At 37.8% G+C, this 14,338-nt stretch carries 8 protein-coding genes; 2 read left to right on the top strand and 6 right to left on the bottom strand.

From position 1 onward, the window contains the following. Positions 1-17 precede the first annotated feature (17 nt). The gene (tsaE, locus tag ACFINH_RS03080; protein ID WP_375632126.1) at positions 18-488 is read left to right on the top strand and encodes a tRNA (adenosine(37)-N6)-threonylcarbamoyltransferase complex ATPase subunit type 1 TsaE; all 471 of its coding nucleotides are present in this window, start codon (positions 18-20) and stop codon (positions 486-488) included. 680 nt (positions 489-1,168) lie between these two features. Here tsaE and trxA read toward each other — a convergent pair. The 6 genes from trxA to ACFINH_RS03050 form a co-directional block, all read right to left on the bottom strand. Further along, positions 1,169-1,492 (bottom strand): thioredoxin, encoded by a 324-nt coding sequence (gene trxA, locus ACFINH_RS03075; protein WP_375611361.1) that lies wholly within the window; start codon positions 1,490-1,492, stop codon positions 1,169-1,171. A gap of 177 nt (positions 1,493-1,669) precedes the next feature. Then, entirely contained in the window at positions 1,670-5,146 is a 3,477-nt protein-coding gene (addA, locus tag ACFINH_RS03070; protein ID WP_375632125.1) for a double-strand break repair helicase AddA, read from the bottom strand. Positions 5,147-5,148: 2 nt separating this feature from the next. Next, positions 5,149-8,268 carry a double-strand break repair protein AddB gene (gene addB / locus ACFINH_RS03065; protein WP_375632124.1) on the bottom strand — a complete coding sequence of 1,040 codons (3,120 nt, stop codon included), beginning with the start codon at positions 8,266-8,268 and terminating at the stop codon, positions 5,149-5,151. 386 nt (positions 8,269-8,654) lie between these two features. Then, on the bottom strand, positions 8,655-10,229 hold the full coding sequence (locus tag ACFINH_RS03060) for a peptide chain release factor 3 (RefSeq protein ID WP_375632123.1): 1,575 nt from the start codon (positions 10,227-10,229) through the stop codon (positions 8,655-8,657). After that, positions 10,229-11,890: a lysine--tRNA ligase gene (locus ACFINH_RS03055; protein WP_375632122.1), complete on the bottom strand. Its 1,662-nt coding sequence runs from the start codon at positions 11,888-11,890 to the stop codon at positions 10,229-10,231. The genes ACFINH_RS03060 and ACFINH_RS03055 overlap by 1 nt, the downstream gene beginning before the upstream one ends. Positions 11,891-12,264: 374 nt before the next feature. Next, entirely contained in the window at positions 12,265-13,500 is a 1,236-nt protein-coding gene (locus ACFINH_RS03050; RefSeq protein ID WP_375632121.1) for an argininosuccinate synthase, read from the bottom strand. Positions 13,501-13,670: 170 nt separating this feature from the next. Here ACFINH_RS03050 and ACFINH_RS03045 point away from each other — a divergent pair, with 170 nt between their 5' ends. Further along, on the top strand, positions 13,671-14,312 hold the full coding sequence (locus ACFINH_RS03045; RefSeq protein WP_375612781.1) for a LysE family translocator: 642 nt from the start codon (positions 13,671-13,673) through the stop codon (positions 14,310-14,312). The last annotated feature ends 26 nt before the right edge of the window (positions 14,313-14,338 follow it).

The following is a 14,338-nucleotide window of genomic DNA, read 5'->3' as shown; positions in this document are numbered from 1 at the left end:
ATTTCATGGAACTTTTAATGAATTTTAGTTTTTTTCTTGAAAATGAAGAGGCAACAAAGCTTTTTGCACAAAATTTAGCTCTTTCTTTAAAGCCAGGAGATCTTGTAACGCTGCAAGGAGATCTTGGAACTGGAAAATCAACCATTGCACGTACAATCATTCAAACACTTGCGAACGATAACACTATGGATGTTCCAAGCCCTACTTTTACTCTTGTGCAAAGCTATCAACTTCCAAAGTTTGAAATTATTCATGCTGATCTTTATCGCCTTTCTATGGCAGAAGAAATTGATGAATTAGGGCTTCATGAAACTCGTGAGAAAAATATTTTACTTGTTGAATGGCCAGAAAGAAATACAGCTCTTTTAGAACTCGCCACTTTTGCACTCACCTTACACTATAAAGAACATGGGCGTCATGTAACAGTTAGATCAGCGCAACATTCCATTGAATGTTTGCAACAGTCTTTTACAATTCGTACATTTTAAAAAAACATGAACATCATCATTTTTTAATTTGATAATACCTCAGTACTACCTATGAAATCTGAGATGATGGACAACATAAAGAAGGCTTCATGGAGGCACCAACCATGGAAGATGAAACGAAATGCTGACTCTTTTATATAACAATGACATAAATTGCAAAGGACAGCCGTTAATTTATAGAAATTCATCAATTTATTTTAGAGAATCTGATACCTACAATTTTGATTTTAGAGAATAGTATAAGAGAATTTTAAATTGAAGTGATAACCCTTTAGAAGAGCATTATATAACCTGTAGTGAATTGCTTGTCTCTTTCTGCTTAAAAATTGTGAGCTTCAGAAAAGTAATTTGCAAAGTTTTTGCTTAAAATCTCCCTTTATGTGTTGAAAACACTATCTATCTCAATAGTCTTATTTAAGAAGAAATACCTTTAATGAAATTATCATTCACCCAATATTTTTAACGCGCCTATAAGGAAAGAATTGCATATATTCTTCATACAAAGCAATTTTTTATAAAAAATGGTCAATTGAATCATGCATAAAAGCACGAATTCTTAAATTCATTTAAAATTTTGATTTTTATTGTCTTTTCATTATAATATAATGCAAAAAAGAATATTTTAAAAAAGTCAAAAGGAGAGACAAAATTTCTCTCCTTTATAGTGATTATATGTGGAATTAACTAAGCCCATCTTTTATCCATTCAGAAAGACGTCCTTTAGAGGTAGCGCCAACCATATTCGATGAAATATTTCCATTTTTAAACATTAGTAATGTAGGGATAGAACGTACTCCGTATTGGGTAGCCAGTTCCGGATTTTCATCAATATTTACCTTAGCAATTTTAACTTGATTTTGCATTTCTATTGAAATTTCATCCAAAATTGGAGCAATCACTTTGCAAGGGCCACACCATTCTGCCCAAAAATCAACCACAACAGGGGTGGAAGAGGTTAGAACTTCACTTTCGAAATTGTCCTTATCAACTTTTATACACGTCATTGATTTATCCTTTATATTCACCTTTTATAGATTGGTATAATAACAATTCATATCAAGTTATTGCAAAGATAAATTATTAAAGGACTTTTTTATACCAGGGATTGTGCGTTGTGTTTGTTTGAGCGATTTTATGAAAGTAAATAAAGTGTAAAAATGCTTTGCAGGGAAAAGACTAACTTATAAGGCAACTTCACTAAGAAATGCCTCAAGTTTTTCTGGAGGAAGTTTAAAAATTTTGGCTTCTTTACTGTAGATAAGCAGAGCCTGTATATCTTTATCGGGATGAATAGCTTGCAATAATTTTCGATAAAGAGCCATTTGCAACCAATGATGGGAAGCAATAGCAGCTTCATTTTCTGGCGGGGTTCCTGTTTTAAAATCTGCAAAGATAACGCTGTTTTGCGTTATGTAGAGACGGTCAATTTGACCAGAGATTGCTTGTTCTTTTCCACGAATTTTCACAATACCCATTAAGGAGACCTCAGCACGTGAATGCTCAGAGAAAAGGGGTTTGAGATAAACATGATCTAATATTTTCCAAATATGGCAAAGAGCATCTTCTCTTTGGCTCTCATGCCAATGAGAGGCTTTGATATTGAGATAGTTTCGAGCATAATCTCGACGTTTTTGTGGGGGACAATCGGGCAAATACTGTAACAATCGGTGAACGAGATTACCATATTCAATGGAAAAAGCTCTGTTTGTGTTCATGGCTCCTAAAACAGGTGAAGTGGTAAACTGTTTTGGATTTGAGAATAGCTCTGTATCAGCTTCAATGGAAAGGCTCGCCACTGACGGTTTTAACGGTTTTGGGAGCACCGGTTCTGCTGGGACTTTATGGGAGAAAAAGTCTGGTAGAGGTGGAAGTGTTTGGCACTCAACGGAAGAAATTTTTTGGTTTATAGAAGTAGAAGAAGGCGGTGTAATGCAATAACGCCAAGCTGCAATATCTTCCGAAGAATCTTTTATAGCAAGGGCATGCGGTTCGAGGGCTTTTTTTACGAGTTGTAACCATGTATGAGATGGCGTTTTCGGACCTTTATACCCACAAATAAACAAGCGATCTTCAGCGCGTGTCATTCCTACATAAAGAAGACGCCTATATTCTTCTTCTGCACGCTCTTTTAAATATGAAATTGCTTGTTTAGAGAGTTTTGTATTAAACTTTTCATTGGGATGCCAAATAAAGGCTTGTTTTCCGTTCCATTGTGCATTGTTTAAAGGAACTTTAAGCAAGTGAGGCGCATGCTGAGGATGCCAAATCGCACTGCCAGGATCGACTAAAAACACAACAGCAGCCTCTAGTCCTTTTGCAGCATGAACAGTCATAATGCGAATTTCTTCATTACTTTGTTCAAATTCACGTTTAATTTCTGGTTCGCTTGCACTTAATGTTTCTAAAAAAGCTTGTAATCCTGGTAATCCTGTTTTTTGAATAGTGAGCGTATAATCCATAAAAGCATCGAGCACATCATTTGCTTCAGATCCTAAACGGGATAGAATTTTTTGCCGTCCCTTATCATTGTTCAGAATATAGCTATAGAATTCAAAAACCGGTATTTGATCCACTAAAGCACGATAATGGTTTAGCTTCTCAAAAGCATCTTTAAAAGATACCTGCGATGATGTATGCGCACACAGACTTTGCCAAAGAGAGCCGGTGCGGTGTGCGGCAAGCTGATAGAGTTCCTCTTCACTAAAAGCAAAAAGTGGGCTTTTTAAAACACAAGCAAGAGAAAGATCATCTTGTGGCTGTAAAACAAAACGCGCAAGCGCCATTAAATCACGGATACTAATATGTTTGGTAAGCTGTAAACGATCAGCCCCTGCTACGGGAATATTACGGTGTTTAAGAGCACGAGAAAGAGCTGAGACAAATTGATCACGTTTACGGACCAAGATCATAATATCACTTGCACGTATTAAGCGTCCTTTTGCTGGAAGCATTTCGCCTTTTTGTAACCAGTCAGCAATCGTTTCAGCAATTTTTTCTGCTAAACGGACTTCAGGTGTATCTAAATGATTAACAGTTGCATGCCAATCTTGAGGAAACTCACTCGTTTCTTTTGAAATGGCATCCCATATAACAACTTCACCGGGACTGTGAACACGGATAGCTTCATGCACCGTTTTTGTATTGTCTGCCGAAAGTCCTTTATAGTTTTCTGGTGTTTCAAAAACAAGATCAACGCTTTTAAGAACATCTGCTGTAGAGCGAAAAGAATAATGCAGTTGTATTTTTTCAAATTGCTGATTTGTTTGCTGCACTTTTTTTTGAATAATTCGTCCATTTGCAGCAAAATTTTCTGGAGCAGCGCCTTGAAAAGAATAAATAGATTGCTTTTCATCTCCAACGGCAAAAAGAGTGCGTATGTTTGTTCGTTGGCTATACCCTGAAAAAAATTCCTGTGCCAACAGTTGAATAATTTGCCATTGCTCAGGGTTGGTGTCTTGTGCTTCATCAAGTAGAATATGATCAAGTCCCTGATCAAGTTTATAGTGCACCCATTGGCTTGCACCTTTGCGCTGTAACAAATGAAGTGTACGCTCAATAAGGTCATCAAAGTCTAAGAAGCCATTGGACTTTTTTAGATTCTTATAAATTTTGAGATAAATAGTACAGAGCTGAAAAGCAGCCATATTGAGGGTGGCAACCTTTGCGCATTGATATTTTTCTAAAAGAACAGAAAGCTTGTTTTGTTTATCTTCAAGCATTTGTTGAATAAAAGGCCAAATTTCGTCTGATTTTTTATGAGATAAATGTGAAAAATTACGCGGCTCACCTTTTGTTGTAAAATAAACATCAGAAATAATATTGAGAATATTTGTCTCATCATGCACCTTTTCTAATTGGGAAAGTTTTGCCACCATATCCTTAAAGCTTTGATTACCATTGGTTTCACAATGCTTAAGAGCATAAAGAGGAAGGCGCGCTGTTTGTTTAATTTGTTCCAGAAGATATTGATTTGTTTCATTGGGCGCTAAGTTAAAAAGCGCGCGCAATTTTTCTTCTCCATTTTCAGATAAAAGAGAAGATAAAAAATCAGACAATTTATGTTGCTTTTCAACTGCCTCATAGAGCAATTGATTAAAAGTATGTTCGCTAATAACTTGAAGTAACAGCTGCAAAGCAGGTTGTACATCACGACGGGCTAAAAGTTCGCGACGGGATTCTTGTTGTAATTTTTTTCGACCGATATCATCGGGAAGTTCAAAATGCCCTGCAATATTGGCTTCTAACATAAATTGATGTAAGAGAGCTTCACAAAAAGCATGAATCGTTTGAATTTTTAAGCCACCAGGCGTTTCGAGGGCACGCGCAAAGAGTTGCCGTGCATAAGTTAGTTTTTGCGCATTAACAGGTTTTTTTTCAAACCGTGTTAAGGTTTCTTGCAGCTGTGCATCATCGAGCTCATTCCAACTAGAAAGCGTGCGAAAAATTCGTGATTGCATAACAGCAGCAGCAGCTCTTGTATAAGTAAGGCATAAAATACGTGCTGGAGGCGTACCGTTTAAAAGCAAACGGATAACACGTTCACTTAAAACGTGGGTTTTTCCAGATCCAGCATTTGCAGAAACCCACACGTTTTTTTGGGGATGTGTTGCTGTTGCTTGTGCATCAAGAGCGGCTTCAGGAATAGAAAAAAACGTCATGATTACTCTTCTTTATGAAAACCACTTGACCATTCCCACAACCGAGCCAAATGGTCGTAGTCACCTTCATATCGTTTTGACATGGGGACAGCATGTGAGAGATAGCCTTGTTGTGGATTTTGATAATAAGTTATGAGTGCGATAAGATTTTCCCATGCATTTTCAGCAAGATCAACAGCACTTAGATAAGTTTTTCCGTCTTTTTTCTTTAAAAGAATTGATTGGGATTTAATTTCACCTTTTTTGTTAAGGGGAATGTAAAATAAATTTGAGGGTGTAAAATCTTGAAAATCTGGGAAGCCCCCTTGTATGAGTAAAGCTGTTTCTAAAGCCAATTGCGGAAATAATAATTCACGAACTTGTTTTGATGAAGGAGGGGTTCCGGTTTTGAAATCTAGAATTTCAACCGTTTTATCTGGCAAAACATCAAGACGATCAGCGCGTCCTGAAAGGGTTACTCCTGTTGTTCCTATAGGAATTTTTTGTGATACCACTTCCGAATATCGCTCTCGCAGCCCTAAACTTTGTTCCCATTGAATAAAGCGTGGAGCAAGGTTTTCAAAACTATTCCACCAAATTACTTCAATATCGGGTGGAAAATTGAACTTATCAAACTCTTTACGCCCAATAGCAAGCAGTACATTGAGTGCATTTGCAGCATTTGGATTTTTCATTTGTGTGCAAAAAGCTGCAAGAATAGCGTGATAAAGTGTTCCTCGTTCTGAAGCGCTAGGATCATGAATAAGTTCTTTAAGTGGTTTGAGCCTTAAGATTTTTTTGGCATAAATAGCATAGGGATCATATCGCAATGTTTCTATTTCAGTGACTGAAAAATGGCGCGGGCGTATATCAAGAGGTGGAGAAGGGCAAGGACGTTCCACCTCAGAAGTTATGCTTGTATGATCAAGCATCTTTGCCCAATGGCGTAGTATTTCACCTCGTTCACGGATTTGTTCCCAAACCTGTTTTCCTACAACTGTTTCCATGCGTTGTAGCCAGCGTGATGGAATGGAAGGCGTATGATTAACGCGCAATGCGCGACTCATCACCACTTTATCCATTCCCATCGCCCATTGAAAATCATGCGCAGAAAGACCAATACGCTGCTCTGGTGGTTCCAGAGTTAACATCATTTTCATCGGTCGCGATAAAAAAGCATCATTTCGGGTTGATATTGGCCATGACCCTTCATTAAGACCGCCGATGACCACTGTATCAACCGTTTGCAAACGCGATTCCAAAGTACCCCAGATGAATAAACGTGGATGTCCCCCAGGCGAAGGTGCGACGGAACGAGTTGCTATTATGGCAGAAAACATAGCAGGCCATTCGCAAAGATGAAATGTTAATCCGGATTGATCACTGACCAATTCACGTAGAAAATTTGATAAGGCTTGTCCTGCTTCATGTTGATAAAGATGTGCAAGAGAATTATCCTCATTGCGACCAAAATTTTCAAAAACCTCAACAGTTGCTATTGCAGCCTCATTGATGGTGCATTCTTTCTCTTGTTTCATAAGAGATGTTAAAGGTTCAACAGCTGTCCTCAAAAGATGACAAAGGAAACGTGCTTCTTCACATTTCTGCTGATCAAGAGCGTTGATTTCAGAACTATTATGAAAGTATGTTTCAATCCATTTTTCAAGAAATTGATCACACTCGCAAAGATTAATACGCCCTGTATTCCCTCGAAGAACAAAAAGTTCAAAATTTTCTGCCATTTCCCGTAAACGATGACGATTTTGTTGGAGTGTTGTAAGGGGATGTTTAAGAAGAGAAAGAAAAACAATGGGATCATCAGGTTGCAATACATTTTCTAAGATAAGTCGTAAGAGAGTTACAGGCAATGTTTGTGCAAGTGGTATTCCGCCTGAATCATTTGCTTCAATTCCAAATCGCTGTAATTCCACGGCAACACGGCGTGCTAAATTACGGTCATTTGTAATAAGAGCCGCAGTTTTTTGAGGTTCTTCAATAGCTTTGCGTAAGGTAACAGCTATAGCGAGAGCTTCTTCACGTTCATTTATAGCTTCAATAAATGACCAATCTGCACAAAGATTTTCATAATCATCACGGACAATTTGTATCCATTTATCTGTTGTAGAAGCAGGTCGGAGTGCTTCTGATAAAAGAGCCATTCGTTTTTTCTTTGTTATACTTTGTTGGCCAATTTCGCAAACATGATGACGTTGACACTCCATGAGAGTTAGAAGTTTTTTTAAATGATATTGAGGATGGCTAAAAACATTTTCTGCAGGATCAAAAAAATCACAAGCTGTTTTTTCTTTATTGCTTGTGCTTAGTGCATTCCATTGTTCTTCATCCATATGAAGATCAAGGCCAGGAAGAACAACAGCCCCTTTGGGCAGAGAAGCTATAACCTTTAAAAGATGAGAAACTGCGGGCATAGAACCTGACACACCAGCAGCAATGATAGGTTTATCAGGCTGCGTGCATCGCAAAGTCTCTGCATGCATTGTGAGTGCTTGATTACGCCATTCCGCGGGATTGCTTCGTTGCCTTTCGGTCAAGATTTGTGGCCAATTTTGCGTAACAATAGTCAGAAAGTCGAGCGTTATTTGCCACCATTCAGCGACCATATCAGGTGCAATATCTTTAAGTTTCGACCAATCTGCTCCTTCTGTTTCAATTTCGTCCATCAAATGCGCTAAATCCTGAGCAAGCCAAATTGCATCAGCACTATGAGCCGGAATAAGTACATCTTCTGTACCAAACATGGCACGCAGATGCGCAGGTAAATTTTCACGCCATGGGCGAATAAGGCGCGCTAAAAGCAGTAAGCGTTCACTTTTTCCAATGGGTGGATTCAGAGTGCTGGTATGATTTTCAACAAAAAGGAAACTGTCTTCATCGACATCTCCTAGAGCACGAATGGTTGGTAAGAAAGTTGATTGTGTATCGCTTCTTTCAACAAAGGCTAAACGTAAAGCGCGAGCAGCACGACGTGTCGGAACATAAATAAGGCTATCGGCAAGGGCAGTTTGAATGTCTCCATTGGGAGCGAAATTATCAATAAGGGTACCGGAGAGCAGTGCCTCAACAAAGTGAGGCAAAAAAGCCATTCCAGAAGATATAGAAAAGACACGTGGTTTATAAGTCATATGATCTCATATTGGGAATAACAAATTTCATCTTATTGATTATTTGCTTTATTTTGACTGTATACAATTTTCATACAAGAAAAAACTGAAAAGCTCTATTTATACAGGAGATTTTTAGCTGACATTCAAAATACTGAAATATATGACCTTGTCTTAAGCTATTGTGAAAAAATATATCAAAATTTTAAAAGACGTTACAATTACAAATATATTATAACTTATTGAATATTATAAAATAAATTTACCGTATTCTTTATACAGTGCAATCTGAAAGTGTTCTTTACATACTCCTTTTGTTTTCAGAAAAAATAACAATATTCAGATCCCCAACTCAATATGAAAAATCATTATCAACCAAATTGTTACATAAAAAATTCTTCTTTACATTAAAAGCTTACTTGATAATCTTTAAAAGTAGAAAATTTTATCTTAGGAGCTCTTTCTGCTTCATAATTTAATGAAAAATGGTTCTCCGCTAAAAAAACTGGATCACCTTCTAAATCATACGCAATAGCAGAGTGGTGATTGCTGAGAAACTTTTGCAACTCATCTTTGCTCTGCGCTGAAATCCAACGGCATAAATTAAAGCGCGCAGACTCAAAATTCACTGGCAAAGAATATTCTATTTTTAATCGTTCTTTTAAGACATCAATTTGCAAAGCACCAATAACACCAATGAGAGAAGGCGACCCATCATCAGGAATAAACAATTGTACAACCCCTTCTTCAGCCATTTGTTGCAAAGCTTCTTTGAGCTTTTTTGCTTTCATTGGATCGCCTAAACAAACACGACGCAAAATCTCTGGTGCAAAATTTGGTACTCCCTTAAAGAGGATATCTTCTCCTTCAGTCAAAGTATCGCCGATACGCAATGTTCCATGATTAGGGATCCCTACGATATCACCAGCATAGGCTTGATCAGCAATTTGGCGCGAACGCGCAAAGAAAAATTGTGGAGCCGAAAGTGTCATCGGTTTTCCTGTTCGGACCAACTTTGTTTTCATACCACGTTCAAGTGTTCCCGAGCATACCCGAAAAAATGCAATACGATCACGATGATTAGGATCCATATTCGCTTGAATTTTAAAAACAAATCCCGTCATTTTAGGTTCAGTTGCTATGATATTGCGCTGATCTGCACTTTGATCACGAGGACTTTGACCAAAATCAATAAGTGCATTGATCAAATCACGAACACCAAAATTTCGTAAAGCTGAACCAAAATAAACCGGAGTCATATGACCTTCACGGAAAGCTTGAAGATCAAAATTCTTGCAAACACTTTGAGCAAGTTCTACCCCTTCAATAAAAGTGGAACGTTGATATTCAGGGAGTAAATGGACAACCTCTCTGGGATTTGAAACTATTTGCTGTGTTATCTCATCATCTTTTTGACGAAAACGATTATGATGAAGGTCATAGGTACCAACAAAATCTTTACCCGTACCAATTGGCCATGTTATAGGCGCGGTATCAAGAGCAAGCTTTTCTTCAATTTCATCTAAAAGCTCTATAGGATCACGTGCCTCACGATCCATTTTATTGATAAACGTAACAATAGGAATATCCCGCATCCGACATACTTCAAACAATTTCAGTGTTCTTGGCTCAATTCCGCGTGCCCCATCCAATACCATGATAGCACTATCAACAGCTGTGAGAGTGCGATACGTATCATCCGCAAAGTCCTCATGTCCTGGAGTATCTAGGAGATTAAAAATATGATTTTCATATTCAAACGTCATCACCGAAGTCACAACGGAAATACCACGATCACGCTCAATATTCATCCAATCAGAACGGGTTTGAATACGATCTTTTTTGGCTTTTACTTCTCCTGCAAGTTGAATAGCACCACCAAACAATAAAAGCTTTTCTGTTAATGTTGTTTTCCCCGCATCTGGGTGAGCAATAATTGCAAATGTACGGCGTCGCTTTACTTCCTGCACTCTTCGTTCCATTATTCCTCCACAGGACGTGCAAGTGTTTCAGCAATCAGTGCACGCATTTCATTAATCCCATAAAGCGCTATAAATGATCCCCATCGTGGACCTCGCTCTTGTCCAAGAAGGACTTCATACAACATTTGAAAAAAAACATTAGAAACACCAGGCCCACCTTCAGGGCTTTTTTTGCTATGATCTTGATAGCGTTCCGTTAACCTTGCAACATCAAGAAGCATATTTTGTAATATGTTGCCATCAACAGTTTCAGGTAAATGAGCTAATTTTTCATCAATTTGTGCTAATGTTGCTCGTTCGCTATCATCTGGTATACGAAATTTCTTGTTTGGTTTAACAAAAACATCAAAATATTTAATGGCAAACTTCACCAATTGATCAAGTTCTGGATAAGTTTGTGAATTTGCTTCTTTAGCGTAACGAGAAATAAAACCCCAAAGAACTTCTGCATTCTCCGCATTTGAAGCACTTACCAAATTTAAAAGCATCGCAAAGGATACAGGCAAATCAACCTGCGGTGGACAACCATTATGAATATGCCATACAGGATTACTAAGCCGTTCTTGCCAACTTTGACGACCATAAGCAGAAAGATGAGCATAATATTCATCTACAGCTTTAGGAATAACATCAAAATAAAGCCTTTTTGCTGTTTTAGGTTTTGAAAACATATAAAGCCCTAAACTCTCTGTTGGGGCATATGTAAGCCATTCATCAATGGTTAAGCCATTTCCCTTGGATTTGGAAATTTTCTGCCCTTTCTCATCTAAAAAGAGCTCATAGTTGAATCCTTCTGGGGGCTTTCCACCTAATACTTTACAAATTTTAGAAGAAAGATTTGTGGAATCGATAAGGTCTTTTCCGGCCATTTCATAATCAATGCTAAGTGCTGTCCAACGCATTGCCCAATCTACCTTCCACTGACACTTAACTTTGCCCCCCGTAACCTCTGTTTCTATGGTTTCTCCTGTTTCAGGTTCAATATAAGTGACAGTCCCTTTTTCAACATTACGCGCAATCATCGGTACCTGTAATACTTTTCCAGAAAAGGGAGAAATCGGTAGAAAGAGTGAATAGGTCGCTTGCCGTTCTTCACCTAATGTTGGTAAAATAATTGCCATAACCTTGTCATAACAGGCAAGGATTTTCAAAAGTGTTTCATCAAAACGACCGGAATTGTAATAATCCGTAGCACTTGCAAATTCATAATCAAAACCAAAACGATCAAGGAAAGCCCGTAACCGCGCATTATTTGCCGCTCCAAAAGAAGGATAATCATCTCCAAAAGGGTCGGGTACACGGCTCAACGGTTGACCAAGATAATGTTCCATCCTCTCGCGATCAGGCACATTCTCAGGAACCTTGCGCAAACCATCCATATCATCAGAAAAACAAAGTAATTTTGTTTTTACTTTATTCTCCGTGAGAATATGAAATGCATGACGCACCATGGTTGTACGTGCAACTTCCCCAAAAGTTCCAATATGCGGTAAACCAGAAGGGCCATAACCTGTTTCAAATATCACACTGTCTGGATAACCCGTTTTTTCATACCGTTTGATAATCTTACGTGCTTCTTCAAATGGCCAAGTTCTCGATTGAGAAGCTGCATCTTTTAATTCAGGCGTAAGGTTGAGGGTATCACACTGATCACGCATCATTATTTATCCTAAAAATTACACTCTTTCAAAATAGGGTGTATGGTTCTTGAATTTATTCGTCAATAATAGCAAGCAAAAAGATGAAAATTTCTTTATACTCTTAAGTCACTATACAAAAACCGCCCTCGTTATAAACATATTTTGTTCTGATAAAAATCAAAAACATTCAATATTATAAAGCAAAATTGACCTGTTTTGATTATCGAAGCCTTCATTGCTATTATTATCATGGGTTTTGCTTATTATATTTATTAGCGCAGAAGATAAGCTTCTAGTATTGAACGAAAGAACGGTAAAAACCAACAGAAAAATGCTTAAACTAGGCATTTCATACAAAAGCACTGCACCTACTTTACACTTGTCACCGTAATTTTCTATTTCTTTTCTTTATCACCTTGATGACGCATTGCTAATGTACGCAAACGTAGAGCATTTAATTTAATAAAACCAGTTGCATCTCTTTGATCATAAACACCTTGATCATCCTCGAAAGTTACTAACTCACTGGAATAAAGTGATTTCTTACTTTGGCGCCCTTCAATAATTACATTCCCCTTATAAAGCTTTAACGTGACTTCACCTTCAACATGTTCTTGAGATAAATCAATAGCTGCCTGCAACATCTTACGTTCCGGCGAAAACCAAAATCCATAATAAATGAGTTCTGCATAACGTGGCATCAATTCATCTTTTAAATGAGCTGCGCCACGATCTAACGTTAAAGATTCTATAGCTCTGTGAGCCGTCAAAAGAATGGTTCCACCTGGTGTTTCATAAATACCCCGTGATTTCATACCCACAAAGCGATTTTCTACCAAATCTAACCGACCAATACCATTATCGCGCCCATAATGATTTAACTCTGCAAGTAAAGTTGCAGGTGATAAATTTTTTCCATTGATTGAAACAGCATCGCCTTTTTTAAAGCCAAGAGTAATTCTGGTTGCTTGATCTGGAGCATCTTCCGGCGAAAGAGTACGCATATGGACATATTCAGGAGCAGGAAGTGCTGGATCTTCTAAAATCTTTCCTTCTGATGAAGAATGCAATAAATTTACATCCACTGAAAAAGGCGCTTCACCTTGCTTATCCTTTTCTACAGGAATTTGATGAATACGAGCAAATTCAAAGAGATCTGTCCGACTCTTAAAATCCCAATCACGCCATGGAGCAATAATCTTTATATCAGGATTAAGCGCATAAGCGGAAAGCTCAAAGCGTACCTGATCATTGCCTTTTCCTGTTGCTCCATGAGCAATGGCATCTGCCCCTGTTTCCTCAGCAATTTCAATAAGGCGTTTTGAAATAAGTGGACGTGCAATTGATGTTCCTAAAAGATAAGTCCCCTCATAAACGGTATTGGCTCGAAACATCGGAAACACAAAATCACGCACAAATTCTTCGCGCAAATCTTCAATGTAGATCTCTTTAACACCTAGCATTTCAGCTTTACGACGAGCAAGTTCTAGCTCTTCCCCCTGCCCCAAATCTGCTGTAAAAGTTACAACTTCAACACCTAGCGCACTTTGCAACCATTTAAGAATAATTGACGTATCCAATCCACCTGAATAAGCCAAAACAACTTTTCTAATATTTTGCCACTTTTTCATTTTAAAGTTCTATATGAGCTACTTTTTTATTTCTACCCAAAAATCAAAACGATGCAAGAAATATAAAAATAAATTCTTTTTAAGCAACATTAAAAAGACGCAAAAAGCGTAAATAAAGGTGCCTCAAAGTATAAATAGTGAACACTGCTTAAAAATAAAAGGAGATTTACGTGTCATTTCTACCGGAGTGGTCTATTGTTGTACAATTTGCTTTAGCATCGTTGATTTTAGCACTTATTCCAGGACCAGATATGATGCTTTCTGTAGGACGAACCATTACACAAAGCAAAAAAGCTGGAATTATGTGCGCCTTGGGTAGTGCAACAGGGTTTGCCATTCAGGTTACCGCTGTAGCACTTGGCTTATCAGCGCTTATTTTTGCTGCACCACATACTTTTGTTCTTCTGAAAATTGTTGGCGCCTTTTATCTTTTATGGTTTTCCTTTCAAGCTTTACGGAGAAACCCCACTTTTTCCTTTGAACAGACATCTTCTAAATCTCAAAGCGCTAAACGTAACTATCTTGCTGGTATTGGAATTAATCTTCTCAATCCTAAAGTTATACTCTTTAACGCGACATTCTTACCACAATTTATCAATGCGAATGATCCTATGGCAACACAAAAATTGCTCTTTTTAGGACTCTCTTATATTCCTATTTCTTTCCCCATTACAATTGCAATCGTTTTTACAGCGCATAAACTTACCAAAACTCTCAAAAAGAACCCTCTTTATATTCGCTTTCTCGACTGGCTTATTGCTGGTACTTTTACCAGCTTTGCCCTCCATCTCCTTGTGGTTACAAAACATTGATTTATACGTGTAATGTATCGCTTTTA

The organism is Bartonella sp. AA74HLJMH, from assembly GCF_042197045.1.
In the GTDB taxonomy this organism is placed as follows: domain Bacteria; phylum Pseudomonadota; class Alphaproteobacteria; order Rhizobiales; family Rhizobiaceae; genus Bartonella.
Note: the sequence above shows the minus strand (reverse complement) of the source record. Positions and strands in the feature narration are given on the sequence as shown.

Bases quoted from the DNA above. Each gene is read 5' to 3' on its own strand.
- addA (WP_375632125.1), bottom strand. From the start codon at position 5,146: ATGACGTTTTTTTCTATTCCTGAAGCCGCTCTTGATGCACAAGCAACA.
- trxA (WP_375611361.1), bottom strand. From the start codon at position 1,492: ATGACGTGTATAAAAGTTGATAAGGACAATTTCGAAAGTGAAGTTCTA.
- tsaE (WP_375632126.1), top strand. From the start codon at position 18: ATGAATTTTAGTTTTTTTCTTGAAAATGAAGAGGCAACAAAGCTTTTT.
- addB (WP_375632124.1), bottom strand. From the start codon at position 8,268: ATGACTTATAAACCACGTGTCTTTTCTATATCTTCTGGAATGGCTTTT.
- ACFINH_RS03060 (WP_375632123.1), bottom strand. From the start codon at position 10,229: ATGGAACGAAGAGTGCAGGAAGTAAAGCGACGCCGTACATTTGCAATT.
- ACFINH_RS03050 (WP_375632121.1), bottom strand. From the start codon at position 13,500: ATGAAAAAGTGGCAAAATATTAGAAAAGTTGTTTTGGCTTATTCAGGT.
- ACFINH_RS03055 (WP_375632122.1), bottom strand. From the start codon at position 11,890: ATGATGCGTGATCAGTGTGATACCCTCAACCTTACGCCTGAATTAAAA.